Source organism: Sulfitobacter aestuarii (genome assembly GCF_042685005.1).
Lineage (GTDB): Bacteria > Pseudomonadota > Alphaproteobacteria > Rhodobacterales > Rhodobacteraceae > Sulfitobacter > Sulfitobacter aestuarii.
Map to the genome: position 1 here is coordinate 1 of NZ_JBHUMP010000028.1, position 25,608 is coordinate 25,608.

At 60.6% G+C, this 25,608-nt stretch carries 22 protein-coding genes, 1 tRNA gene and 3 pseudogenes; 12 read left to right on the top strand and 14 right to left on the bottom strand.

The features are described from left to right. Window positions 1-119 precede the first annotated feature (119 nt). Window positions 120-1,318 (bottom strand): annotated as a pseudogene (locus ACFSUD_RS18190) (IS3 family transposase); the annotation flags it as partial. A gap of 71 nt (window positions 1,319-1,389) precedes the next feature. Here ACFSUD_RS18190 and ACFSUD_RS18195 point away from each other — a divergent pair. After that, window positions 1,390-2,534 (top strand): annotated as a pseudogene (locus tag ACFSUD_RS18195) (IS110 family transposase); the annotation flags it as partial. A 139-nt stretch (window positions 2,535-2,673) separates the two neighbouring features. Here ACFSUD_RS18195 and ACFSUD_RS18200 read toward each other — a convergent pair. Next, window positions 2,674-3,255 (bottom strand): annotated as a pseudogene (locus ACFSUD_RS18200) (transposase); the annotation flags it as partial. A gap of 18 nt (window positions 3,256-3,273) precedes the next feature. Then, window positions 3,274-3,349 (bottom strand) — tRNA-Thr (locus ACFSUD_RS18205). 225 nt (window positions 3,350-3,574) lie between these two features. Between ACFSUD_RS18205 and ACFSUD_RS18210 the strand changes: the two genes are divergently transcribed. Both ACFSUD_RS18210 and maiA read left to right on the top strand, forming a co-directional pair. Beyond that, a complete protein-coding gene (locus ACFSUD_RS18210; protein WP_386375931.1) occupies window positions 3,575-4,267 on the top strand; it encodes a fumarylacetoacetate hydrolase family protein in 693 nt (230 codons plus the stop codon). After that, window positions 4,264-4,911, top strand: a complete 648-nt coding sequence (maiA, locus tag ACFSUD_RS18215) for a maleylacetoacetate isomerase (RefSeq protein ID WP_386375932.1) — start codon at window positions 4,264-4,266, stop codon at window positions 4,909-4,911. Before ACFSUD_RS18210 ends, maiA begins: the two co-directional genes overlap by 4 nt. Window positions 4,912-4,977: 66 nt before the next feature. On the opposite strand, the gene ACFSUD_RS18220 is transcribed toward maiA, so the two are convergent. Genes ACFSUD_RS18220 through ACFSUD_RS18245 form a run of 6 tightly spaced genes read right to left on the bottom strand, consistent with a single transcriptional unit; the run spans window position 4,978 to window position 11,591 of the window. After that, window positions 4,978-5,967, bottom strand: coding sequence for a P1 family peptidase (locus tag ACFSUD_RS18220; protein WP_386375933.1), 990 nt, complete (start codon window positions 5,965-5,967; stop codon window positions 4,978-4,980). Between the two features lie 37 nt (window positions 5,968-6,004). Beyond that, window positions 6,005-6,751, bottom strand: a complete 747-nt coding sequence (locus ACFSUD_RS18225; protein ID WP_386375934.1) for an SDR family oxidoreductase — start codon at window positions 6,749-6,751, stop codon at window positions 6,005-6,007. A 10-nt stretch (window positions 6,752-6,761) separates the two neighbouring features. Next, on the bottom strand, window positions 6,762-8,216 hold the full coding sequence (locus ACFSUD_RS18230) for an aldehyde dehydrogenase family protein (RefSeq protein ID WP_386375935.1): 1,455 nt from the start codon (window positions 8,214-8,216) through the stop codon (window positions 6,762-6,764). Continuing rightward, window positions 8,213-9,835: an ABC transporter ATP-binding protein gene (locus tag ACFSUD_RS18235; RefSeq protein ID WP_386375936.1), complete on the bottom strand. Its 1,623-nt coding sequence runs from the start codon at window positions 9,833-9,835 to the stop codon at window positions 8,213-8,215. Before ACFSUD_RS18235 ends, ACFSUD_RS18230 begins: the two co-directional genes overlap by 4 nt. After that, window positions 9,832-10,647, bottom strand: coding sequence for an ABC transporter permease (locus ACFSUD_RS18240; RefSeq protein WP_386375937.1), 816 nt, complete (start codon window positions 10,645-10,647; stop codon window positions 9,832-9,834). The genes ACFSUD_RS18235 and ACFSUD_RS18240 overlap by 4 nt, the downstream gene beginning before the upstream one ends. Continuing rightward, window positions 10,644-11,591 (bottom strand): ABC transporter permease, encoded by a 948-nt coding sequence (locus tag ACFSUD_RS18245; RefSeq protein ID WP_386375952.1) that lies wholly within the window; start codon window positions 11,589-11,591, stop codon window positions 10,644-10,646. The genes ACFSUD_RS18240 and ACFSUD_RS18245 overlap by 4 nt, the downstream gene beginning before the upstream one ends. Window positions 11,592-11,776: 185 nt before the next feature. Here ACFSUD_RS18245 and ACFSUD_RS18250 point away from each other — a divergent pair, with 185 nt between their 5' ends. After that, window positions 11,777-12,226, top strand: coding sequence for a hypothetical protein (locus ACFSUD_RS18250; protein WP_386375938.1), 450 nt, complete (start codon window positions 11,777-11,779; stop codon window positions 12,224-12,226). 77 nt (window positions 12,227-12,303) lie between these two features. Here ACFSUD_RS18250 and ACFSUD_RS18255 read toward each other — a convergent pair whose 3' ends face one another. Further along, window positions 12,304-13,785 carry an ABC transporter substrate-binding protein gene (locus ACFSUD_RS18255; RefSeq protein ID WP_386375939.1) on the bottom strand — a complete coding sequence of 494 codons (1,482 nt, stop codon included), beginning with the start codon at window positions 13,783-13,785 and terminating at the stop codon, window positions 12,304-12,306. A gap of 146 nt (window positions 13,786-13,931) precedes the next feature. On the opposite strand from ACFSUD_RS18255, the gene ACFSUD_RS18260 reads away from it, so the two are divergent. Continuing rightward, complete coding sequence (locus ACFSUD_RS18260) at window positions 13,932-15,194, top strand: Hsp70 family protein (protein ID WP_386375940.1); 1,263 nt, start codon at window positions 13,932-13,934, stop codon at window positions 15,192-15,194. On the opposite strand, the gene ACFSUD_RS18265 is transcribed toward ACFSUD_RS18260, so the two are convergent. Continuing rightward, the gene (locus ACFSUD_RS18265) at window positions 15,191-16,471 is read right to left on the bottom strand and encodes an acetylornithine deacetylase/succinyl-diaminopimelate desuccinylase family protein (protein WP_386375941.1); all 1,281 of its coding nucleotides are present in this window, start codon (window positions 16,469-16,471) and stop codon (window positions 15,191-15,193) included. The two genes, ACFSUD_RS18260 and ACFSUD_RS18265, sit on opposite strands and share 4 nt — an antisense overlap. 49 nt (window positions 16,472-16,520) lie before the next feature. Continuing rightward, window positions 16,521-17,774 carry an aminotransferase class V-fold PLP-dependent enzyme gene (locus ACFSUD_RS18270; protein ID WP_386375942.1) on the bottom strand — a complete coding sequence of 418 codons (1,254 nt, stop codon included), beginning with the start codon at window positions 17,772-17,774 and terminating at the stop codon, window positions 16,521-16,523. A gap of 140 nt (window positions 17,775-17,914) precedes the next feature. Here ACFSUD_RS18270 and ACFSUD_RS18275 point away from each other — a divergent pair, with 140 nt between their 5' ends. Next, window positions 17,915-18,766, top strand: a complete 852-nt coding sequence (locus tag ACFSUD_RS18275) for a formate/nitrite transporter family protein (RefSeq protein WP_386375943.1) — start codon at window positions 17,915-17,917, stop codon at window positions 18,764-18,766. Between the two features lie 34 nt (window positions 18,767-18,800). Further along, window positions 18,801-19,760 (top strand): YihY/virulence factor BrkB family protein, encoded by a 960-nt coding sequence (locus ACFSUD_RS18280; RefSeq protein WP_386375944.1) that lies wholly within the window; start codon window positions 18,801-18,803, stop codon window positions 19,758-19,760. Here ACFSUD_RS18280 and ACFSUD_RS18285 read toward each other — a convergent pair. Next, a complete protein-coding gene (locus ACFSUD_RS18285) occupies window positions 19,739-20,467 on the bottom strand; it encodes a Crp/Fnr family transcriptional regulator (RefSeq protein WP_386375945.1) in 729 nt (242 codons plus the stop codon). The genes ACFSUD_RS18280 and ACFSUD_RS18285 overlap by 22 nt on opposite strands. Before the next feature lie 84 nt (window positions 20,468-20,551). On the opposite strand from ACFSUD_RS18285, the gene ACFSUD_RS18290 reads away from it, so the two are divergent. After that, window positions 20,552-20,914, top strand: a complete 363-nt coding sequence (locus tag ACFSUD_RS18290) for a hypothetical protein (protein ID WP_386375946.1) — start codon at window positions 20,552-20,554, stop codon at window positions 20,912-20,914. A 202-nt stretch (window positions 20,915-21,116) separates the two neighbouring features. Here ACFSUD_RS18290 and ACFSUD_RS18295 read toward each other — a convergent pair whose 3' ends face one another. After that, window positions 21,117-21,926, bottom strand: coding sequence for a response regulator (locus ACFSUD_RS18295; protein ID WP_386375947.1), 810 nt, complete (start codon window positions 21,924-21,926; stop codon window positions 21,117-21,119). A 90-nt stretch (window positions 21,927-22,016) separates the two neighbouring features. On the opposite strand from ACFSUD_RS18295, the gene ACFSUD_RS18300 reads away from it, so the two are divergent. From ACFSUD_RS18300 to ACFSUD_RS18315, 4 genes are read left to right on the top strand one after another with little or no spacing between them, the layout of a single operon-like run. Further along, window positions 22,017-22,193, top strand: coding sequence for a NepR family anti-sigma factor (locus ACFSUD_RS18300; RefSeq protein WP_386375948.1), 177 nt, complete (start codon window positions 22,017-22,019; stop codon window positions 22,191-22,193). Further along, window positions 22,190-22,747 carry an RNA polymerase sigma factor gene (locus ACFSUD_RS18305; protein ID WP_386375949.1) on the top strand — a complete coding sequence of 186 codons (558 nt, stop codon included), beginning with the start codon at window positions 22,190-22,192 and terminating at the stop codon, window positions 22,745-22,747. Before ACFSUD_RS18300 ends, ACFSUD_RS18305 begins: the two co-directional genes overlap by 4 nt. A 32-nt stretch (window positions 22,748-22,779) precedes the next feature. Further along, a complete protein-coding gene (locus tag ACFSUD_RS18310) occupies window positions 22,780-24,471 on the top strand; it encodes a sensor histidine kinase (protein ID WP_386375950.1) in 1,692 nt (563 codons plus the stop codon). Between the two features lie 47 nt (window positions 24,472-24,518). Further along, window positions 24,519-25,535, top strand: a complete 1,017-nt coding sequence (locus ACFSUD_RS18315; protein ID WP_386375951.1) for a hypothetical protein — start codon at window positions 24,519-24,521, stop codon at window positions 25,533-25,535. The last annotated feature ends 73 nt before the right edge of the window (window positions 25,536-25,608 follow it).

Below are 25,608 nucleotides of genomic sequence, written 5' to 3' on the forward strand. Positions count from 1 at the left end.
GGTCGGCGAGCTGATGCATGGCGGCGACGCGATCCCGGTGATCCCGAGCGACGCGCCGATGAGCGAGGTGCTGCTGGGGTAATCTCCCCGTTTTTACGGGGGCTTAGTCGTAGAATATACGCGGCCATTCTCAGTTTCTGGACGGGCGTCATGCCGCCGTTGCCCATATTGGGGCGGATGTTGTTGTAGGACCAGAGCCATTCGGTGGCAATCTGCTGCACCTCGTCGATAGTTTCGAAGATGTGGAGGTCGAGCCATTCATGCCGGACCGTCCGATTGTAGCGCTCGACATAGGCGTTCTGTTGCGGTTTTCCCGGCTGGATATGGGCCAGCGCGATACCCTTGTGCTCGGACCATTCCATAAGGGTGCCGCTGATATATTCCGGGCCGTTGTCGACCCTGATCGTCTTTGGTGCGCCACGCCATTCGATGATCTGGTTCAGGGCCCGGACAACCCGCTCGGCGGGCAGCGAGAAGTCGATCTCGATGCCGAGGCCTTCGCGGTTGAAGTCGTCCAGGACGTTCAGCAGGCGGAACTGGCGACTGTCCATTGCCCGGCAGGGCATTGCGGAGCAATGGCCCGAGAGGGGCCGAGGCGATCTGCCATGAAGTCCATGGACCAGACTTCGTTCCGCTGTTCTGGCACGACCAACTCGTCGGGCTTCTTCCGTTTCAGCCGTTTGCGCGGCTTGATCCTGAGGTTCAGCTCCAGCTCGCGGTAGATCCGGTAGACCCGCTTGTGGTTCCAGTATTCGCCATTGTCGCTCGGACCAATGGCACCCCAATGGCTCACCCCTGGACATTGCGCAGGTAGAGAAAGCACAGGCCGAAGCCCCAGGCCTTCTTCGCCTTCGTCAGCCCAAGCAGCAGGTCGGCGATCTGCTCATTCTCATCGTCCAGCTTGGGGCTGTATCGGTAGCAGGTCTCGCTGACGTCAAATGCCCGGCACGCGAGCGCGATGCTGACGCCCTTCATCGCCACCGCTTTCGCGGCCAACTCTCGGCGTTGAGCTGGCCGCTTCATTTTTTTCCGAGCGCCTCCTTCAGCAGGTCGTTTTGCATGCTGACATCAACAAACATGCGCTTCAGGCGACGGTTCTCCTCGGCCATCGCGCTCGCCATTGTCCTCGGACCAATGGCGGACAAGGCTCGCTCTCGCTGATCAGGCTCGCATCCATACCGCCATATTTGGCCCGCCATTTGTAAAGCGTGGCACTGCTCATGCCATGTTCGCGGCACAGCTCGGCAGCAGGAACGCCGCCTTCCATCTGGCGCAGCACGCCCATGATCTGCGCTTCTGTGAATCGTGTCTTCTTCATTGGAATCCCCTCGTTCATCCTGCCGAGAAAATTCTACCTCCGCATCCCCTTAATATCGGGGGGGATTACCCATCTGGGAGAATGGGCTGACCCGGCACGAAGGCCGGGTCGAGATGACCCGCACGGCCCTGGAGGGGTTCGGCAGGCAACTCAGGAATACGGACGAGCTGGTGATTGAGGCGACCGGAACTGCATGGCGGTGTCCTGGATCCTGTCGCCCTATGTGAAGCGGGTGGTGATTGCCAATCCGCTTCAGGTCAAGGCGATCGCCCATGCCCATGTGAAGACCGACAAGGTCGACGCCGGGACTCTGGCCAGCCTGCATGCGGCCGACTACATGCCGGAAAACTGGACCCCGGATGCGGCGACAGAGCGGATGCGCAGGCTGGTGGCGCGCCGCTATCAGGTTGTCCGGCACCAGACCCGGATCAAGAACGAGGTGCATGCCATCCTGCATGCGCATCTGATCCCGAAGTGCCCGCATGTCGATCTCTTCAACAAGCGCCGCCGCGACTGGCTGGCCCGCCAGCCGGTGCCGGAAAATGAACGGGCCGCGATTGCGCGCTATATCCGCGAACTTGACCGGCTCGGAGAGGACCTTGCTCAACTCGACTGCGACATCGCCCAGGACACCTTGGAGGACGAAGAGATCCAGCGCCTCCTGACGATCACCGGGGTCAACCTGGCGGTTGCCGCCGGGCTGCTGGCGGCGATCGGCAGCATCGAGCGGTTCAAGTCGCCGCAGAAACTGGTGAGCTATTTCGGGTTGAACCCGCGTGTGCGCCAGTCCGGTCTGGGACCCGCCCGCCATGGCCGGATCAGCAAGGCCGGTCGCAGCCATGCCCGCGCCATGCTGGTCGAGGCGGCCTGGGCCGCGGCGAAAGCGCCGGGACCGTTGCGCGCCTTCTTCATCCGAATCCGCGCGCGGCGCGGACATCAGATTGCCGCCGTCGCGGTGGCGCGCAAGCTTGCGGCCCTTTGCTGGCACATGCTGACGAGAGGCGAGGATTATCGCTGGACCCGGCCCAGCCTGGTGGCCCACAAGCGCCGCGCCATGGAACTGGCCGCCGGGCAGCCGCAGAAAAAGGGCATTCGGCGTGGTGCAAGCTATGCCTACAATGTGAAGGAGCTGCGCCACCAGGAAGCCAAGATCGCTGAGCAAGCGGAGAAAAGCTACGAGCACTTCGTGGCCGCCTGGCGGCCACACCATCCAAAACAGGGCGGGTGTGCGGCCGCCTCAAACCGGCAGGGACTGAATGGGCTGCCCGGTGACGCTTCCAGCCGACGCGCCAGGCTTCGCCCCGAGGTCGACCGCACTGCCGAAGAATAGAGGATTCCGGCAGAAAAGTCTTGCCGATCTCATCCGTAGAGTGGATTTGCCGCCAGTGAGCCTGCGGGAAAGTCTTGTTGGCCAGCACGTCGTCTTCGGCGCGCAGCATCAGTTCGGCGAGCTTGGCATGGCGTGGACGGAAGGCCCTAATCAGCTTGGCCCAGTGTTCCCTGGTATCTGCCAGCGTGTCTTGGTCAAAGGCCGTCCTGAGCGCCGCAGTGACGATGGACCGGTCCTATTTACCGACGCAGGCCAAGGCATTGCGCATGAAGTGCACGCGGCAGCGCTGGATCGTGGCACCCAGCACCTTGGCGGCTGCGGCCTTCAGGCCTTTGTGTTCATCCGCGATGATCAGTTTGACGCCGCGAAGGCCAAGATCCGCCAGAGCGCGCAGGAACTCGTCCCAAAACACCTCGGCCTCGTTGCGCTGGACGGCGATGCCCAGAACCTCGCGGCGGCCATCCAGGTTGATGGCAACGGCCACTATTGCCGAGACGCTGACGGTGAGGGATTTGCCCGCCATCGGTTCGAGGGCTGCCCCGAACCCCGCCGCGGCGCACCTTTATGTAGGTGGCGTCAGCCAGAGGTCGGGCCATTCGCCCTCAAGCACATATAATCGGGTAAATGGTGCCGCTGATAGGACTCGAACCTACGACCCCATCATTACGAATGACGTGCTCTACCAGCTGAGCTACAGCGGCCCCGATAGGGGCTTTAATATCAGCCGAGGGTTTTGACAAGGAATTTAGTCTCGAACAGGGCGGTGAGTAACCCTTGTTCTATGGGTGGTATCACTATCCCAGCCAGGAATATTCACGAACTGACACGCGCTGTGCCAAGGTATCCCGAAAAGCCATTGACTGGATCACCCACAGGGCCATGGTTGACCGGACCACTGACACACCGGCCACAGCGAGAACCGCACGATGTACATATTCGACCCGCCTGAGCAGGCCAGCCTTGCGGTGCAGGGGAGGGCGGAGCGGTTCCCGGTTCGCCGCGTTTTCTGCGTCGGGCGTAATTATGCAGCGCATGCCCGTGAGATGGGCAATGATCCGGATTGCGAGCCGCCGTTCTTCTTCACCAAACCGGCGGATGCGGTCATCGATACGCCCTGCACGATAGCTTACCCGCCGCTCACGGAGGATCTGCATCACGAAATCGAGCTGGTTCTGGCCATCGGGAGGGGCGGCGCCGAAATCAGCGAGGCACAAGCGCAGGAGCATATCTGGGGCGCTGCTGTCGGGCTCGACATGACCCGTCGGGATTTGCAGAGGGCTGCCAAGGGCGCGGGGCGACCTTGGGATTGGGCCAAGGCCTTCGATCAATCCGCCCCGGTGGGGGAGATCCGACCGCTTGTCGACGTATCTTCGCTGTCAGGCGGCAAGATATGGCTTTCCGTGAACGGGAAACTACGTCAGCAGGCTGACCTTGCGGATCAGATCTGGCCGGTTGCCGCGCAGGTGGCAATCCTTTCACAGGCGGTGACACTGGCGCCCGGGGATCTGATCATGACCGGTACACCGGCCGGGGTCGGACCCGTGGTGCCTGGGGACGTGATCACCGGGGGAATTGATGGCATAGGGGAGCTTGAAGTCACAATCGGAGACCGCACATGAGCCAATTCACCCTGCACAATTACTTTCGTTCCTCGACCTCGGTACGGGTGCGCGCGGCGCTGAACCTGAAGGGGCTGGCCTATGATTACGTGCCTTTGTCGCTGCTTAAAGGAGAGCAGGCGAGCGAGGCGCATCTGGCGCTCAACCCATCGGGGCTGGTTCCCACCCTAGTGGCGCCGGAGGGTGCGCTGCCGCAATCTTTGGCCATATTGGAATGGCTTGACGAGACCCATCCCGAGCCGCCTATCCTGCCCTCTGATCCCTGGGGACGCGCGCGGGTGCGCAGCCTGTCGCAGATCGTTGCGGTGGATATTCACCCGGTCAACAACCTGCGTGTTCTGAAGCATCTGGAGAACGAATTCAGCGTTGATGCTGCGGGCAAGGCGGCATGGTTCCGGAAATGGGCGAACGCCGGGATGCAGGCGCTGGAAACGCGACTTGCGAGGGAGAGCGAGACCGGTGATTTCTGCCACGGCGACAGCGTCGGCATGGCGGATCTCTGTCTCTACGCGCAGGTTCTCAATAACGCACGGTTCGACGTCGATATGGCGCACTATCCCACCGTGATGCGGATCCACGAGAATTGTATGGCGATCCCGGCATTGGCAAGGGCGGCTCCGGTGAACCAACCCGACGCGATCTGAAATCCATTTCCATACGCCCCCGTATGGCGACCTGCTGACCTTTGAAGCAGAGGTTTCCGATTGCGATCAGGAATTGCACTCGGACCAGCAAGGCAGCAGATCGCCGGGCGCCGGGGTTGCGGCATATACCGCTCGGGCAATCGCGCGCGAGAGACACAGGGATGCGGCATGTCCGATCAGCGCCGTATCACCCTCGTGACCGCTTCCGGTGCTGAGCGCGAACACCAGGTCTCCGTCGTGGGGCGTATGGGCCGGAACGGTGGCCCGCGCAATGCCGTCATGGGCCGCGATGGCGACTCGGTGACAGGCGGCCTTGCTGAGCATGGCATCGGTGGCGACGATCGCAATCGTCGTGTTCTCCCGCCCGGTCATCGTAGCCATTTTCCGGCTCTGGAGGTCGCGGCCGAGGCCACTTGCAGGGTCCGTTCCGCAACCGCCGAATTCGGCGTCGATTTCGAAGGGCGCGGCATAGAAATGCCGCTCGCCCGGGGTGGTGACGGAGCCGACCGGATTGGCCGCCACCAATGCGCCGACCATGCTCCCATCCGGCAGTTGCAGAGACGCCGAGCCGAGCCCGCCCTTCAGCATAGCCGTCAAAGCGCCGGTCCCGGCCCCGACACTTCCCAGCGCAAATTCAACGTCTGCCGCCTCAAAAGCGGCGCGCCCGAGCGCCCGGTAAGGATTTTCCCGCCAGCCTTTGTCACCGCCGTTGAGCAGGTCGAACAGGATCGCGCCCGGCACCAGCGGCACCACCGCATCGCCGAGCCGGAACCCGCGACCCGCGGTGCGCAGCGCATCGACGACCCCCGAACATGCATCGAGCCCGAAAGCCGACCCGCCCGACAGAACCAGCGCATCGACCGCGCCAACGGTCCTGTCCGGCGCCAGCAGGTCAGTTTCGCGGGTGCCGGGTGCGCCGCCCATGACATGGACCGATGCGGTGAACGGTTTATCCCCCAACAGCACGGTCGTTCCTGATTTCAGGCTTTCATCCTGGGCATTGCCTACGCGAAGGCCCGGCACATCGGTGATCAGGTTTCTCGGCCCAACGATCATCTCAACCTACCCGTTGTCGTTACGCAGGCGCAGCAGCTCAGATACAGCGCCCGCCGTCTACTTCCATGGCGACGCCGGTGATCATGCTGGCCTCGTCGGAGCAGAGAAACAGCGCTGCGTTGCCCATGTCCTCGGGTTGCGAGAACCGACCCAGCGGAATGGTCGAGAGGAACTTCGCGCGGATCTCCGGTGTATCCTCGCCCATGAAAGACTTCAGAAGCGGGGTTTCTCCCGCCACCGGGTTGATCGCGTTGACCCGGATATTATCGGGCGCAAGTTCAACGGCCATGGCCTTTGTCGCGGTAATCATCCAGCCTTTCGACGCATTGTACCAGTTCAGCCTCGGCCGGGGCGAGACGCCGGCGGTAGATGCCACGTTGAGGATCGCACCCTGTTTTCGCTCCTTCATATGCGGCACCAAGGCGCGGGCGGTATGATAGACGGATTTCATATTGACCCGATAGAGCCTGTCGAATTCCTCTTCAGAGATTTCCTCAAGCGCGCCGGGCAGATGGGTGATGCCGGCATTGTTGATCAGGATGTCAACGTGATCGAATGTGTCATGCGCCGCCAGCGCCATTTCACGCACCGATATGCCATCCGCGACATCGACCTGCTGCGCAACCGCGTGATCGCCCATTTCGACCGCAAGTTGGCGGGCGGCTTCTCCATCGATATCTGCGATCATTACCCGGCAGCCTTCCTGCAGGAACCGCCGCACGATGCCGGCCCCGAAACCCGAAGCGCCGCCGGTGACAATGGCCGTTTTTCCAGTCAGTCGCATGCTGTCCCCCTTATCCATGATAGGCAGCCACGGTCTTCAATTGCGAGAAGCCGTATAATGCCTCAAATCCCTTCTCTCGACCATGGCCGGATTTGCCAACGCCTCCAAAGGGCAGTTCGACGCCTCCACCGGCACCGTAGTTGTTGATGAAGACCTGTCCGGATTTCAGCTGCTTGGCGAGGCGCATCTGGCGGGCGCCATCGCGGGTCCAGACGGACGCGACGAGCCCGTAGTCTGTACCGTTGGCGATCGCCACCGCTTCTTCCTCGGTCTCAAACGGGATCAGCACCTGCACCGGACCGAAGATCTCATCCCGCGCGAGGGGGTGGTCCGGCGCGACATCCGCAAACAGGGTCGGCAGAACATACGCGCCCGTATGGGGCGCGTCGATCAACGTCCCGGTGGCGGCAGTTTCAAGGTCAGCGCCCTTGGCGAGGAAGGTTTCGACAATCTCCTTCTGGCGCATCGATATCAGCGGCCCGAGACGTTGATCATCCAGCGCCGGACCGACGGTAAGCTTGGCATAATCTTGCGCCATACGGTCCTTCACAGTTTCGTAGACTCCGCGCTGCACGAGGATGCGAGAGGAGGCAGAGCAGGTTTGCCCGGCATTCTGAACGCCGGCATTGACCAGGAAGGGCAGCGCCGCTTCGAGGTCGGCATCGTCGAACACGAGCTGTGGAGATTTCCCACCGAGTTCCAGCGTTACCGGAATCACGTTGCGCCCGGCGGCCTGTTGGATCAATGCGCCTGTCGCCACCGAGCCGGTGAAGGAAATATGCTGTAGTCCCGGGTGTGAGGAAAGGGCTGCCCCGGCTTCGCTGCCAAGCCCCGGCACCACGTTGAGCGCACCGGCAGGCAACCCGGCTTCGAGACAGATATGGGCAAAGGCAAGCGCAGTCAGGCAGGCCTCCTCTGCCGGTTTCAGGACACAGGCATTGCCCATCGCCAGCGCCGCGCCGACAGAGCGGCCGATGATCTGCATCGGGTAGTTCCACGGCACGATATGCCCGGTGACGCCATGCGGCTCGCGCAAGGTATAGACGGTGTAGCCGTCGAGATAGGGTATTGTCTCGCCATGGACCTTGTCGGCGGCGCCGCCGTAGAATTCCATATAACGGGCCAGCGCCACCGCATCGGCGCGGGCCTGCGACAAGGGCTTGCCGACATCGAGCGCTTCGAGTTCCGCGAGTGCATCGACGCGCTCAAGAACAAGCTGCCCGATCCGGGTCAGCACGCGGCCCCGTTCCAATGCGGAGAAGCGCCCCCAATGGCCGTCGCGCGCTTGCTGCGCGGCGGTCACCGCCGCGTCGATATCCGCGGCGCCGCCCTTCGCGAGGCGGGCCAGCTCGCTGCCGTCCGACGGGTTGATCAATTTCAAGGTCTCACCGGAGATCGGTGGCACCCAGGCCCCGCCGATCAGGCAGAGGGCAGGGTCAAACCAGAGAGCATCGGGGGCGTTCATGAATATCCTTTCGGCTGGGAGCGCGGGATTGCGAAAATATCCGGCAGGGTCGGGGCCGCGGCGATCAGCGATTTTGTGTAGTGATGGGACGGGTTTTCGAAGACCGTATTCGTCGGACCCTGTTCGACGATCTCTCCGGCCTTCATCACCAATACCCTGTCGGTGACGCTGCGCACGACCGACAGATCGTGCGAAATAAACAGGTAGCTGAGATCATAGGCAGCGCAGAGTTCGGCCAGCAGATCGAGGATCTGAGCGCGCACGGAAACGTCAAGCGCGCTCACCGCCTCGTCGAAAAGGATCAGTTGCGGACGGATGATCAGCGCCCTGGCGATGGCGATCCGCTGGCGCTGGCCGCCGGAAAATTCATGGATGTATTTCCGTGCGTCGCTTGGTCCGAGACCGACGGCGGTGAGTGCCTCGTCGACGGCGCTGGCGCGCGCTGCGCCCCGGGGCGGTTCTGCCAGCAGGTGAAACGGCTCCGTGATGAGCCGATCGACCCGGTGCCGTGGATTGAAGCTGGCGAAGGGGTCCTGGAAGACCACCTGCATCTTTCGGCGGACAGCCAGGTTGGGTCGGTTGCCACTGAACACAGGGGCGCCATCGAGCGTGATATTGCCGCTTTGCACCGGTTCGAGCCCGAGGATGGCGCGTGTCAGGGTAGATTTCCCGCAGCCGGATTCACCCACGAGTCCGAGCCGCTCTCCACGTTGCAGGGAGAAGGAGATATTACGTACTGCCTCGAAAGTGCCTGGCCTGCCGAAGACACTCTTGCGCGTTGTCCTGTAGGCGCGGGTGACGTCGCTGACCTCAAGGAACGGCACGGGCGCTGGCGCAGGGGGCAGGACAACTTTGTGATCCGACGCGGCGAACAGCATTCTCGTATAAGGATGGCGCATGTTGCGCAGCAGTGTCCCGGTCTCGCCCTGTTCGACAACCTCGCCCCGCCGCATTACCACGATCCGATCGGCCATGTCCGCAACGACGGCGAGGTCATGGGTGATCATCATCAGTCCCATCTCCTCGCTGCGTGCCAGATGCGTCAGCAACTCGAGGATCTGCGCCTGGGTTGTTACGTCGAGCGCGGTTGTCGGCTCATCGGCGATCAGCAGACGCGGGCGCAGGGCGATGGCCATGGCGATGACGACGCGCTGACGCTGCCCGCCAGAAAGTTCATGCGGATAACGTGACAGCGGGAAGTGTTCCTCCGGGAGGCCGACTCTCTGCAGGGTTTCCGCAGCCCGTTCAAATGCTTCGGCACGGGCGATGCCGCGGTGATGGATGCGGATCGTCTCGGCCACCTGTCGGCCGATGGTCTGTACCGGGTTCAGCGCGGTCGTCGGTTCCTGGAACACCATTCCGATGTCATTGCCGCGCATCTCGCAGAGCGTCGTTTCGGACAATTGCGTGAGGTCCCTGTCGCCGAGCATGACATGACCTCTGGTGCTGCTTCCCTTTGGCAGAAGTTGCATGGCGGCCAGCGCCGTCATCGACTTGCCGGAACCGCTTTCCCCTGTGACCGCGACGATTTCACCGGGTGTGATCGACAACGTTACGTCGCGCAGGATCGGCAGCCCGTGGATTGACAGCGACAGGTTGGTGATGTCGAGCAAGCTCATATCCGCGCCACCCGCAGTCTCGGATCGAGATGGTCGCGCAGCCCGTCGCCCATCAGGTTCAGCCCCAGCACTGTGAGGATGATTGCCAGACCCGGCATCAGAGCGAGATGCGGCGCGATGCTGACCATGGTCTGCGCATCGGCGAGCATACGTCCCCAGGACGGTGTCGGCGGCTGCGCTCCGAGCCCGACATAGCTCAGCCCCGCCTCGGCAAGGATGCCGAGCGAGAATTGAATGGTGCCCTGCACGATCAGCAGGTTCGCCACATTCGGCAGGATGTGCTCGGTTGAAATGCGCGCTGCGGATTTCCCTGCGACCCGGGCTGCGAGGATGAAATCGCGTTGCCAGAGCGATAGCGCCGCGCCGCGGGTGATACGCGCGAAGACAGGGATATTGAAGATGCCGATGGCGATGATCGCGTTGATTGCGCCCGCGCCGAAGACCGCCGTGATCAGGATCGCGATGACCAGCGCCGGAAAGGCGAAGACAAGGTCATTGCCGCGCATGATGATCTCGTCGATCAAGGTGCCGCTGCGCGCCGCTGCCCAAAGCCCCAGCGGCACCCCGAGCCCCATGCCGATGCCGACTGCCACCAGGGCCACCGCGATGGAGGTACGCGCACCGACCATGATCATGCTAAGGATGTCGCGGCCAAAGTGATCGGTGCCGAGCAGATTGCTGAGATCCGGCCTTTGCAGCTTGCTGGGAATGTCGAGCGCCGCATGGTCGTGGGGCGTCCAGACAAAGCTCAAGAGGGCAGCAGCGACGAAGATTGCAGAGAGTATGGCGCCGAGGATCAGATTACGTTTCACGTGCGCGTCCTCAGCCGTGGATCGACGACGGCGTAAGCCAGGTCGACAAGGAAATTGACCAGGATCACCGAGAAAACCAGCAGCATTACCACCGACTCAACGACGATCAGATCGCGGGCCGAGATCGACTGAAAGACCAGCCGCCCCAGTCCGGGCAGATAGAACACCTGTTCGATGATGATCGAGCCCGCCAGCAAGAAGGAAAACTGCAGCCCGATGATCGTCAGGACCGGGATCAGCGCGTTGCGGAGTCCGTGCCGCCACAAGGCCTGGCGCGACGACAGGCCCTTGGCACGGGCGCTGCGCATGAAATCCTCGCCCAGCACATCGAGCAGCGAAGAGCGCATGACCCGCGCGAGGATCGCCGCCTGGGGCAGGGCAAGTGCGACCGCAGGCAGGGTCAGCGCTTTTATTCCGGCCCAGAAGCCCGCATCCCAGCCCACGAACCCGCCCGCCGAGAACCAGCGCAGATTGATCGCAAAGATCAGCACCAGCATCATCGCAAACCAGAAGTTGGGGATTGCGATGCCGAGCTGCGTGGCTCCCATCACGCCCATGTCGCCGACCTGACCGCGCCGCGACGCGGCGAATATTCCGGCTGGAAAGGCGATCAGCGTCGACAGACACAGCGCATAAAGGGCCAGGGGCAGCGAAACCCATAGCCGCGCCGTGATCATCTGGCTCACCGGCGTGCGGTAGGTATAGGAGGTGCCGAAATCACCCGACAGCATCCCCGCGATCCAGGCGCCGTAGCGCTGCAACTTCGAGCCGTCGAGCCCCAATTCGCTGCGCAGCGCCGCAAGCGTTTCGGGCTGCGCGTTGAGCCCGAGCATGAAAGAGGCGGGATCCCCCGGCGCGATCTCGATCACCATGAAAATTACCATTGAGGCAACGATCAGGCTGATGATCAGGGACAACAGGCGTTTCAGAATATAGCGCAGCATCGGCAGGACGTTATGCGCGGATCGCGGCAGGGTCCAGAGGTGGATAGCGGTGCTATCTGCCAATCTGACCTGAGCATTCATCTCTCATCGGATATCCATCACAGGTTTGTGACACCGACAGTATGGGAACTATTGTCAGTAGCTAGAGTTAACTTTGCAACGAAACAGCAATCTGGAGATCACCAATGAAGACGACGTTGAAAACACTTGCCATTGCCGGTTTGATGGGCACCATCTCGGCTCCCGCATTCGCCGCTGCTCATATGAGCGCTTCGATGACCTGCGCTGAGTACAAGGCTTTGACCGCCGAGGAACAGATGGAGGTCGCCTCCATGGCAATTGCCGAAGTTCACGCAGGATCGGATGGCATGGTCAGCGACGGAGAGCCGAAGGCAGTAGAAGATTCCGTAGGCGACACGACTGCCGCTGAAGCGACCGACGATACATCCGAAGAGGGTTCAGTTATTGACGGTGAATCCAAAGCTGTCGAAGCAACCGGTGGCAATACCGCCGAGTCCAACATGACAGCCGAGGCGATGGACGAAGCCACAATGGAAGCTTTCATGAAGGTCTGCGACCAGAACCTTGATGCGATGGTTTCGGAAGCAGCCGCAGGACTTCCCGGTACAAAATAATTTTCCACTATAGAACGTTTTTATCAGTTATTTTAGTTCAGGAAGGTGCCTTCGGGCGCCTTCTTTTTTGCCGTTCTTCATTCCGACCAGTTCACTGCCGTAAGATCCGTGGCCTGTGTCGGCGCATTGCTCCAGAGCCCCTGCAGGCCCGATCTGGCCACTGCAAGAGCGGCAAGTTGAAACAGGTAGCCGTTTACGTAATCCTCCGCGATGATCCTCTGAGCCTTCTGCAGGAGCGCCTTGCGCCCCTCGGGCTCTGTGGTGGCGTTGAGTTCGGTCATCAGGTCCTGAAACTCCGCATTGTTATATTGAAAGTAATAATCAGCATCGCCATAGATCCCGATATCCATCGGCTCGGTATGGCTGATGATCGTCAGGCCAAAATTCTTTCCCTTGAACACGGTTTCAAGCCATTGCGCCCACTCAACGTTGATGATCTCGGCCTGCACTCCGACAGCCGCGAGCTGCGCTGCGATGATTTCGCCGCCCCGGCGGGCGTAGGATGGGGGCGGCAGGTGCAAGGTGGTCTCGAACCCGTCGGCTAAGCCCACTTCCGCCAGGAGAGCTTTGGCCCTTTCGGGATCGTGTTGGCTGAGTTCGGTGAGGTCGCTATAGGCCGGGTGATGCGGCGCGAAATGGGTTCCGATGGGCGTACCATAGCCGAACATGGCACCCTCGATAATCGCCTGCCGGTCGATCGCAAGGGCGAGCGCCTGGCGCACTTTCACATTATCGAAGGGCGGCTTCGCGTTATTGATCGCCAGTATCGTTTCCCCTTCGGTCGAGCCCACCAGCACCTGGAACCGTGGATCCGCCTCGAACTGCGGCAGGTTCTCCGGGGCGGGGAAGCCGGTGAAGAGATCGACGTCTTCGGCCATCATCGCCGCGAAGGCCGCGGTCGGGTCGGAGATGAACTTGAAGGTAGCCTTCTCCAGCTGCGCAGGTTCCCCCCAGTATTCCGGATAGCGCGACAGTTCGATCCGGTCGCCCTGCGTCCATTTGTCGAACCGGAACGCGCCGGTGCCGATCGGCTGCTGCTTGATATTATCGACGCTTTCGGGAGCAACGATCACCGCATCCCCCCAAGCGAGGTTGAACAGCATGTTGCCGTTGGGCTTGCTCAAGGTCATTTCGACTGTCAACGGGTCGATGACCTTCACATCGGAGATTGCCTCGTAAAGTCCCTTCTGAGCATTGGTGCTATCTTCGGCATTGATACGGTCGAGGGTAAACTTCACGTCGTCTGCATCCATCGTGCTGCCGTCATGAAAGGTCACCCCATCTTGCAGCTTGAAGGTATAGGTCAGACCGTCATCCGAAACCTCCCAGGACGAAGCGAGGCCCGGCACGACGGAACCGTCATCGGTGAAGCGTGTCAGCCCCTCGAAGACATTTGCATAAAGCACCTGGTCGATGGCCCCGGCGGCCGCCCCGGTCGGATCGAGATGGGGCGGTTCGAGCTGCATCGCAACGGTGATGTCGGTTTTCTGCGCCAACGCCGGACCGGCGAGAAGGGCGGCAGCACCGGCGGCGACGAGGAGAGGACGTAGATGAAACATGGCGGCTCCCTGATTTTGTTATCAGCGACGTTAATGGCTCTGCAATTGTTTGGCTAGCAACGGCATCATCCGGCGTTCCCCGATTGTATAGCGTGAAACGGGACGTTAAGGCTGGCGGCTTTCCAACAGGCGCGGAGTGCTTGATCATGGCGAATTCAGCGGCTCTGGCGATCGACTTCGGCACGTCCAATTCTGCTGCCGGATTTGTACAGCACACAGAGGCGCGGCTGATCGGGATCGAAACCGATGCGCAAACCATGCCGACCGCGCTGTTCTTTGATGCCGAGGAAAGGCGCGTTGTCTATGGACGCGCCGCGCAGGAGGCGTTGATCGGAGGGGATGACGGGCGCTACATGCGGGCCCTGAAGAGCTTGCTCGGCACGTCGCTGATGCGCGAAAGCCGGTTGCTGCTTGGCCAGCGGTTGGATTTCATTGCCATCATCGGGCGTTTCCTGGCAGAGGTCAAAAGCCGTGCCGAGGCGGTGAGCGGCCTGCGCTTCGAGCGGGCGCTGTCCGGGCGTCCGGTTCTGTTTCACAGCGCCGACCCAACCCGAAATTCGCAGGCGCTTGTGGATTTGCAGGAATGCTATCACGCCGCCGGTTTCAATGACGTGCGTTTCATGGCCGAGCCGGAGGCCGCAGCGCGGGCCAATCGCGACGCGCTGGCACCGGGCGATCTCGGCCTGATCGTCGATATCGGCGGCGGTACTTCGGATTTTACCCTGTTCCGGCAGGAGGGTGCCGCGGATATCGAAATTCTCGCGAGCCATGGCCTGCGCCTCGGGGGTACGGATTTCGATCGCGAGCTCAGCCTAAGCCAGGTGATGCCGCATCTTGGCATGGGCAGCGAGGTCCGGCACATGTTCGGCAGTCATACCCATACGGCACCGAATGGAATTTTCTCCGATCTCGCCACTTGGCAGAAAATACCGTTCCTCTACACAAGGGAATCCCGGCGGCTGGCGCAGGATCTGGCCCGCCATGCGGTCGAGCCCGAGAAGCTCGGTCTATTGCTAAGGGCCCTCGAGGAGGAGCTTGGGCATGACATCGCCTTTGCCGTGGAGGACGCCAAGATTGCAGCCAATGATCGGCAAGCGAGCGCTCCGCCGGAGATCAGGCTCGACATGCTGGAACGCGGTTTGCGCCTGCCTTTGCCCGCAGCGCTCATGGGGGCGACACTGGCGGAAATGGCGGCGCGCATCGCCGCGGCGGCGCGCGCCACGGTGGAGCAGGCCGGACGGGAACCTGAGGAGGTCAGCAAGCTGATCTTCGTCGGCGGCTCCAGTCTGATGTCGGTGGTCGATATGGCGATGCATCGCGCCTTTCCGCAAGCGGAGGCGCATCGCGGCGCGGCACTGACCGCCATTGCCGACGGGCTGACGCTGGCCTCCGTCAGCGCATTCGACTAGCCCTTCGGCAGCAGCAGGCTTTCCAGCGCCGCGCCCATCACGCAGGCGCTGTCGATCATGTCGTCGATGCCGACATATTCGTCGGGCTTATGCGCGAGTTCCAGAATGCCGGGCCCGTAGGCGATACAGTTCTTCAGTCGGCCGATCCGGTCGATATGTTTCTGATCATAGGTGCCCGGTGACGCGACATATTCGGGTGCCTTGCCCATGACGTCTTCGATGGCCTGCGCCACGGTCATCACTATCGGTGCGTCGCGATCGGTAATCGAGGGCAGCACGCTGTTGAGCTCGGTCAGCTCATAGCGGAAATCCGGCCGGGTTTCCCGCAGCCCTTCGAGCAAGGCCGTGACCTCGTTACGGACCTGATCGAGCGGTTCCTCGGAGAGGAAACGCCGGTCGATCACGATCCGGCAGGAATCCGGCACGCAATGGGCGGGCAGACCGGTGAAATCCTCCGATTGTTCCTTCTGCCCCCCATGGATCGAATTGATGTTCATGGTCGAGGAACGCGCCCCTTCCGGCACGACCGGCATATCAGTGCGCCGGGCCGCCATGGCGGGGTAGAGCTTGCTTTCGAATTCGGACAGGACCGCGCCCATGTGTCGAATGGCACAATCGCCAAGGAAGGGCATCGAGCCGTGGGCGATCTCCCCCTTGGTTTCGATCTCCGCCCACCAGCCACCACGGTGCCCGAGGCAGATCCTGTCCTTCTGAAGGGGCTCGGGAATGATCACATGCTGCACGCGGGCAGGGTCGAAAAATCCTTTTTCGGCGAGATAGGCGACGCCACCGTAGCCACCGCTTTCCTCATCCGCAGTGCCGGAAATCTCGATGGCACCGACGAAATCGGGATGGGTCTCGATAAAGGTTTCGGCGGCGATGATCGAGGCGGCCAGCCCGCCTTTCATGTCACAGGTGCCCCGTCCGTAGATCTTGCCATCGACAACCTCGGCGCCGAATGGATCGAAGGTCCAGCCTGCACCTACCTCGACCACGTCCGAATGGCTGTTGAAATGCACACATTCACCGGAATGCGCCCCTTCGCGACGCGCGACGATGTTCCAGCGAGGATATTTGCTGCTGTCGCCGGGTGTCTCATGCGCCCGGATCAGCTGCGTATCGAAACCGTGTTTCGACAAGCGCTTGTCTAGATACTCGCAGATCGCACGATAATCCTGTCCCGGCGGGTTTAGCGTCGGGATGCGGATCAGGTCCTGCGTGAGGGCGATCAGGTCGTCACGTTTGGCGGCGATGGCGGCAGAGAGATTTCTATTCATGGCTGCATGTTTGAGCCTCTGCACGACATTGGCAAGGGGGCGCGTCGCTTCAGGCAGCCAGTTCCTTCATCGCGGCCAGCAGGGCGCTGACTTCGTCGCGCGTGTTGTAGTGACAAAGCGATACCCGCACCGCCGCCTCAAGCCCGAGCGGCGTGAGGATATTTCCTGAATAATGATCGGCGCGGCGGATATGCGTGCGGATGCCCTGTGCGTTGAGGTGATCGACGATCTGTTCGGCAGGCATGTCCCTCAGGGCAAAGGTAACCAGCCCTTCGCGATGGGGATTGTCGTGCCCGCCGATGATCGTGACGCCGGGCAGTTCGGCCAGGCCGGGCAGGTTGCCGGTGCCCTCGATCAGCGCCCTGGTCAGGCTCTCTTCATGAGCATGGATCGCAGCACCGGCCGCCTCGATACGGGCGCGTCGGTCGCTTGCGTCGCTTACCTCGCCGCCGAGCCAGTCAAAATAGTTCACCACGTCGGAGAAGGTCGCATAGGCGCCGGTATCACGGGTGCCCATCTCCCAATTGCCCGACGGGCTGTCCTTCAAGGTTTCGATTGGCAGAGCCGTCAGCCGGTCCGAAGCCCAGGCAATGCCGTAGCCATGGCGCGAGAAAACCTTGTAGGGGGAGATTACATAGCCGTCGATGTCATAGCTGGCGATATCGATCTGCCCGTGACAGGCGTGCTGGATACCATCGACGAAGATGAAGGTCCCCGGTGCGACATCACGGATCGCGGCGCTGATGGCCGCGACGTCATTGGCGATGCCGGTTACCGGCGAAGTGTGCAGGATCGTGGCGAGACGCACATCAGGGGTCATCAGTGCTGCATAGCCTTCGGCCGTAACCTGTCCGGTCGCGTCATCATGCGGCACACTGATATAGCGTTTCCCGGTGATCCCGGACCAGTGCTGCGCAGCGCTGCGCGAAGCCGGGTGTTCGATGGAGGAACCGATGACGCTGCCGCCCGGTGCGCTGCCGACAACCGCGGTGCGGATCAGACGGAAGCACAGCTCTGTACCGGATTCCCCGACGAAAAACCGGCCCTCCGGAGCATTGAAGAACATGGCCATGTCGGCGCGCGCTTTCGCGATGATCTCGCCAAGTGCGCGGGAGGCGTCATTGTCGCGGCCCTGATTGTCCGGTATCGCGGCGAAACGTGCGGAGGTCTCTATGACGCTTTTGAGTGTGAACGCCCCGCCGGCATTCTCGAAAAAGATCCGCGGCCCGCTGAACGGACATTCCGCGACATGGGCAAAACGTGCACGGATCGCGTCGAGGGGAAGATCGGGCTGGGCTGACATCGGGCTCGTCCTGATTGGGTAAGATCGACCAACCTCTATCTCTGCGGCACGGGAGGGGACAAGCGCTGAGCGATGATGTTTTCGCTTTGCGCAGGCATATACCGTACTATGTCAAACGCATCGTCCCAGAGGAAGAACGAATGGCACCATTGATCACCCCGCGCCACACGTCCACAGAAGTGGAAGAGGAAGCGGAAGAAAAGTCGGTTACTGAGGCTGCTGCGCTTTCCCCGCGGTTGATCTATGAGGTGATACGCAGAGACGGCGAGGAAGAGCTGGCGCGCAGCAAACGTTCGCTGATCTGGTCCGGCGTGGCCGCGGGCATGATGATCAGCCTTTCCTTGCTCGGTGAGGCAATTTTCCGGACTTACCTGCCCGATACGACCTATCGCTACCTCTTCGAGAACCTGGGCTATTCGTTCGGTTTCCTCGCCGTCATCATGGGGCGGATGCAGCTGTTTACCGAGAATACCATCACCACCGTGCTGCCGGTGATCCAGGAGCGCACCATGAAAGGGGTGTTGAGCCTGCTGCGGCTGTGGGCGATCGTGCTATCGGCCAACGTGATCGGTGCCTTCGCGGTCGCCGCTCTGTTCGTGTTCACCTCGGCGCTGCCGCCCGAACTGATGCCGGCAATCGAGGCGCTGTCGCATCATGCTACCGGCATGCCCGCCAATGAAAGCTTCTGGCGCGCGATACCAGCCGGGGTAATCGTGGCACTCATCGTCTGGATGCTGCCACAGGCCAACGAATCGGCGTTTTTCCTGATCCTGACCTTTACATGGCTGATCGCGGCGGGCGATTTTACCCATATCGTCGCGGGATCGGTCGAGATGGCGGTTCTGCTCTGGCAGGGCTCGCTCGGTCTGGAACAGGCGATCTTCGGGTTCTTCCTGCCGGTGCTCAGCGGCAACATCATCGGCGGCACGGTAATCTTTACTCTGGTGGCTTGGGGTCAGGTCCGCGATGATGTGGAGAAGGGCGCCAGGTGACCGGCGTGCCGACGTCGACGTGGAAGGAGAAACGATGGCCCCCAGACCCCCTTCGGATCCGCGGGTCTATTGGGCGGCGCTGAAAGCCAGCATCGCCCATATATCGGAGAACAACCTCGGGCTCATCGCCGCGGGGGTTGCCTTTTTCGGGATGCTGTCGCTGTTTCCCGCGCTCGCGGCCCTGATCGCGCTGCTCGGCTTGATCTCGGACCCGGTGGTTGTCGTCGCGCAGCTCGAAGAGATGCGAGGGCTGCTGCCTGACGATGTCTATGATATCCTGAACACGCAGGTCGTCGGTTTGGTCACTGCTCGGTCGGATGCGCTTGGCTGGGCCGGTATCGTTTCGCTGGCGATTGCACTCTGGTCGGCGCGGGCCGGGGTCGGTGCGATGATGATCGGGCTCAACAACGTCTATTACGAACGTAACCGCAACCTAGCGAGACATTATTTCAGCGCGCTGATGCTCACGCTCGCGCTGGTCGCTGTCGGGATCGTGGCGCTGCTGGCCGTCGTGGTCGCTCCGGTGGTGCTGGCGTTCTTCCCGCTTGGCCCCTTTGGCAGTCTGGTCGTTGATATCGTGCGCTGGGGCGTTGCCGTGATCGTGCTGCTGGCCGGTGTGGGCGTGCTCTACCGCTTCGGACCGAATCGCCGCGGCGCGCGGGTGCCGTGGCTGACCGGTGGCGCGGTTCTGGCTGTCCTGTCCTGGGCGCTGGTATCGATTGCCTTCTCCTACTACGTGGCGAATTTCGGTAACTACAACCAGGTCTACGGCTCGATCGGGGCAGTTATTGCGATGTTGATCTGGCTCTGGATCAGCTCTTTTCTCATCCTGCTCGGTGCCTCGCTCAACGCGCAGATCGAACTGCGCACCAAGCGTGACAGCACGGTCGGACGTCCGCGTCCGCCAGGAGAGCGTGGGGCGTTCACCGCTGACAAGATCATCGATGTCGAAGGTGACATCGAACCCAAGGATCAGATCAGCGGCCGGGGCTGAGGCTTATCGAGATTCATCACCGCGACCTCTGCCAATGCCGACAGATCGTTAATCTGCAGCACCTTGTCTGACCAAGATGCGAGCTGTCGATCCTTCAGCTTGCTCAGCGTCTTGTTGGTATGGACGAGTGACAGACCGAGAGAATCCGCCATGTCCCTTTGCGTATAGGGAAGCGCCATCTGGTTGTTGGTCACAAGGTCGAGCGCTTCGCCGCGCTGAAAGATCTTCACCAGCGCCCAGGCCATCGCCTGCAGCGCCGTGCGTTGTCCAATGGTGGCCAGGGTTTCGCCCAGAAAATGCTCTTCGACCGCGGCCAGCCAGGTGACGTCAAAACCCCGGGAAGGATGGGTCTTGAATAGGTTCCAGAAATCCGAGCGATTGAAGACGCAAAGCCGCATGTGGGTGCGCGCCTCTACGGAATGACCCATTTCGCCGAGTAGCCCGGCCTGAAGCCCGATGAAGTCGCCGGGAAAGATGAAATTGATAACTTGTCGCTCACCGTTTGCGAGAGTCTTTTCACGTATTCCCATGCCCGACAGGGCCGTGAACAACTGCGGTGCATTCGACCCTTCCATCAGGATGGGGGTGCCCGGTTCCACGGTCAGCTCCCCAGCCTTGAATTTCTGCATGAACGCGATCTCATCCTGCGAGAGCGGACTGAAGGCATCTTTACGGCGCAGTGGACAATATCGACATTCCATGGTCATCCCGAACTCACCTTACTCTATGTCCTAGTTTAAAGCCTTTGCGCCGATTTGACGTTAAAAGACTTTTATCAATCGGAGGCTGCCATGACATTCGTTGTCGTCGAGGAAGATCCTTTCATCCGTTCCGATATCTGCGAGATTCTGCAGCGTGGGTTTCCGGAATGCCGTGTTTCAACACTGTCTCTTTTGACCGATCTGCCTGACGTTGCGCCTAAGGCACGTTCGCCGCTGGTCGCTGTCGTTTCCACGGACCGTTGCGATGTCACCTCGGCACTCGAAGCGCTGGGCGATATCGGCCGGTCCTGGGCTTTGGTGTTGATCGGCGACTTTCCTGCCGCCCTGAACCTTCCCGAACGGCGCTGCAGTTTAGTCAGCCGCCCCTTCAGCAGTGATACCTTGTTAGCAGCGGTCAAGGGCGCGTTTTCCGGTGTTCCGTCCCCGGCCTGATGATCCGTCCGGAGATGCGGTTAATGTTGTCTAACTCGTTGTGCGCTCTGTCCCCTTTGTTAAGCCAAGGTCAGGAAGAACGCTAGAAGGCTGTCATTGTTCCGGTGCGTGGAGATACGATCAAGATGCCGTCGCTGCTGCCATAAAACAAAGCGACCCTGCCGAGAAAGGCAGGGTCGCAATGCGCGTTAAGCGGGTGAGATCAGGCGTTCAGCGTCTCTGTCGAGGAGAAGAACATCGCCTGTGATACTGCCGACACCACCTGATCGACCGTATAGGGCTTGGAGATCAGGAAGGCAGGCTCCGGCTTGTCACCCGTCAGCAGCCTTTCGGGGAAGGCCGTGATGAAGATCACCGGACGCATGCCAAGTTCGGAGAGCAGATCGTTGACGGCGTCGATGCCGGAAGAATTGTCAGCAAGCTGAATATCCGCGAGGATCAGGTCTGGCACATCCGCCTTGCCCAGCTTCACCGCCTCGGCACGAGTGCGGGCCACGCCGGTCACCCGGTGACCCATCTCGGCGACGATGGATTCGATATCCATGGCAATGATCGCCTCATCCTCGATGATCATGACCGAACCAGCAGCGCTGTCCGCCATCTCGCGACGGGCGATTCGCACCAATTCCTCGGCCTCGCTGTTCTCAACCCCGACGATTTGCGCGATCTCCTCGAAAGAAAAGCCTTCGATTGTGTGCAGAAGGAGCGCTTCGCGGCTGTCGTTTGTTAGCGAGGAAAGATGCTTTTGCGCCTTCGCCTGCAAGCCGCTTTCACCCTCCTCGACAGGCGCACCGGCACTCGCCCAGATGCCATAAAGCACCTTGAATAGCCCGGTCTTGGTATCCAGGCCCTCGAGCACCGAGCGATCAACAAGGATCGCCTCGAGCGCGGCAGCGGCAAAAGTGTCACCGCTTGTCTGACTCCCGGTCATTGCGCGGGCGAAGCGGCGCAGGTATGGGATGTTGTCACCCAGCTCATCGCTGATGCTGCGGGTCTGTGTGGCATCGGTCATCAATTGAGGTCCTTTATTGAATTTTCTTGGAACCAAACATCCCAGCATTGTGTTTGGTTCCAGTATGCGTAGTTTATTTTGGATAAAGCCGTGAAGCTAGAGGGCATGTTGGTGCAAGCAGGTGACAGAGACGAGCGCGAACGCGTGATCGATGACAACCTCAAGAGGGTGTATGAAGAGACACTTGAGGAAGGCATTCCGGATCGTTTCAAGGAACTGCTCAATCAGTTGAAACAACAGGAAGCGGACAGGGGTCCCGAAAAATGAATACCCCTGATCCGCGGGACGAGCTGGTCGAGCATCTGCCGGCCATGCGTGCGTTCGCCATCAGTCTCACGCGCAATGGCGCGATCGCTGATGATATGGTTCAGGATACCCTGGTGAAAGCCTGGACCAACATCGAGAAGTTTCAGGTCGGCACCAACATGCGTGCCTGGCTTTTCACAATTCTGCGCAACACCTACTATTCCTCGCGTCGCAAGGCCAACCGCGAGGTGGCCGATGTCGATGGTGTCTTTACGGACAATCTTGCTGAAAAGCCCGCGCATGACGGCCACATGCAAATGACCGACTTCCGCAAGGCACTGGCACAGCTCAAGGACGAACAACGCGAAGCACTGCTTCTTGTCGGAGCGTCGGGGTTCTCCTATGAAGAAGCTGCAGATATGTGCGGGGTTGCGGTAGGTACCATCAAGAGCAGGACCAACCGCGCGCGTGCGCGACTGGCCGAGCTGATGGGACTCAACGAGGATGAGGCACTCGAAATGACTGACGACGCAACCATGTCGGTTCTCTCGGCGTCCAAGATCTCGTCATTCTGAAAATGACCTCCGGGTTCTTCTCTGGCGATGTGATGCGCGGACTGGCTGTCCGCGTATTGCTGTTTCTGTCACTGGCCCTGCTGCCGATCGGATTGATCGCGGTGGTCCAGACGCGGCAGATCGCCGAGCAGAGCAAGGTCAGTGCGGAATTGTCATTACTGGCCGTGACCGAGCAGGCATCTTCTGCCGAACGTCAGATCATACAGGAAGCCTTCGGCGCGGCGGAGGCGCTGTCGCCGATGGTCCGGCTTTGGCGCCGGGACAGCGAGGGCTGCTCGGATTTCCTGCGCGAATACATGCTTGCGACCAATCTTTATTCGATGGTGGGCTTCGTGGAAGCCGACGGGAAGATGAACTGCTCATCCCAGCTTCGGCCCTATGACTTCTCGCAGAGCGACGCTTTCAAGGCGCTGCAGGAAGAACCCTGGCGCCGGGCGACATCGACGCAATTCGGCGGGATCAGCAAGCAGCCTGTCATCTTCATCAACACACCGGTTTATGAAAAGGGTGACCTGATCGGCTACATGGCGATCTCAATTCCGCATGCCACTTTCGAGCAGATAGAGGAGACGCCGCATTCGCTGACCCCCTTGGCCATGGTTACGCTCAACCAACATGGCGATATCCTGACCACGGAACGCGGGTTGGAGATCGCCGATCCGGAATATCCGGCGGATGTCGCCCTGTCGCTTTTCGTGGGTCAGGATGCGCAGGTCTTCGAGGCCAAGAACTCGCTGGGTGATCGTCGGGCCTATGCCGTGCTGCCGATCGTGCCGAAGGCCGTCTATGCAATGAGCGTCTGGCCCGCCGATACGCCGCTCCTGCAGTCAGGGGTTTCCGCGCGACTGAGTACGCTGCTGCCCATCGCCATGTGGCTGGCGAGCCTGATCGTCGCCTTTTGGGCGCTGAACCGTCTTGCAATCACCCATATTCGCAAGCTCGGTCGTCAGATGCGTCGTTTCGCCCTGAATCGTACGCTGCCGCGTGGCACGCTTGGTGCGGGTGTGCCGACCGAACTGGTCGAGATGGAAACCTCCTTCATCGGCATGGCGGAATCCATCCTGCGCGACGAAGCGACGCTGGAGGATGGGCTGCGACAACAGAACATCCTGCTGAAAGAAGTGCATCACCGGGTCAAGAACAACCTGCAGCTGATCTCCTCGATCATGAACATGCAGATCCGACAGGCCAAGACCGAGGACGCCCGACGCGTGCTCAAGCGTCTTCAGGAACGCATACTCAGCCTGGCGACGGTCCATAAAAGCTTGTATCAGAATGACAATCTGGTTCGGGTCGATGCCGGCATCCTGTTGAAGGAAATCGTAGAGCAGCTTCTCTCTGTCGGATTGGTGTCTAGTTCGCAGATCAAGGTCGCGCAGAGCTACGAATCCATTTCCCTCGATGCCGACGATGCCGCCCCGCTGACCTTGCTGGTGTCCGAGGCGATGACCAATGCGCTGAAATATCTCTCGACGATCACCAAGGGCGATGCGCATATCTCCATCTGCTTCGAGCATGACGGACCAGAGAATGCGAAGTTGGTGGTCTCCAACACGATTGGCACGACAGAGAACGACGCGGGCACGGGGCTTGGTTCGCGATTGATCCTGGCGTTCACAAGGCAGCTGAACGGCCAAGTTCAGGTGAAGGAGGAGGATGACGTCTATGAGGTCACAGTAACCTTCCCGGTGCCGATACACGACAAGGAAGTCTACGACTATTGACCGGGCTTTCGGTTTGGAAGCCGACAAACTTTTTCGTTATTTCTTGTATGTCCAATGACATCCTCAGCATCCCCCAGATCAGTGACGGAAACCTTGTCCAAACTCCCTTCAGCTATCTGAACGCGTCGCGCGACCGGATGCGATTTCCGGTCAATTTTCATTTCATCACCCTCGATTCGTTATTGACAATAACATACAAAGCACTGTTTTCTTGCGGCATTTCTCGCTATCATCTCTACATGGCACCCATTTCTTCTCTGAGAAAGCTCTCCGAAAACCGTAACTGGATCGCTTTCGGACAGGCACTTTCGGCTGCCTGCGACGACCCTGCTCAATACGGTTTCCAAGACGCCAGCCAGCTGCTTGCACATGTAGCGCAGCTACGCGGCGTTGAGCCGGCGAGCCTCAGGAACCCTCTCGCAGCAGTAAATTGGATGAAAGAGAATGCGCCCAAAGCACTTGCGGAAAAAGAGCTTCGGGTTTCGATGACCGGCGTCCTCAAGCTTTCTCAGATGTCAATTGTTTCCAAGCCGTTAGCTGACGAACTCGCGCCGAAGTTTTTTTCAGGCGAGATCTCGAAAAGGCAACTCGACATCGCTCTGCGGCGTGCCGAGCAGGAGCACGGCCGACGTGTCGCCGGGCATGAGCGGATGAAGCGAGCCATGGCCTTTGAGGAGGACGTTTTCACCTTCCTAAGGCAGCATCCCTCAAAGCTCGGGCTCGGTCACGATATCGAAATCGTTCGCACCGCAAAGGACAGCCTTGTCCCGTCGGACTTCACCGTCCTGCGACACGGGCGACCGGGCGCCGCTGTGGAATGCAAAGCACATCGCGGCACGCGGCATCGCCGATACCTCGTGGAGACCCTCGCGATGGCGGCCCTTCGCGCAGCGGATGGCCGAACGTCCATCCTGATCGTGCCGGGAAGTTGGGGCACTTCTACCGCGGAGGTTTCACGGTTGGCCGACGAATTGTCTCTCGCGAAAGTGTGGGTTGCCGTGTTCGAGAAACGTGAATCCCAACTCGCTGAGCTTACTTTCCTTGCGAATGCCAGTAAAAAGTAAGCGGTGCGCTGATCCCACCTATTTGACGTAATTCCACGGTAGCAGCTCGTTGATCTTGCTTTGTTTGTGGCCA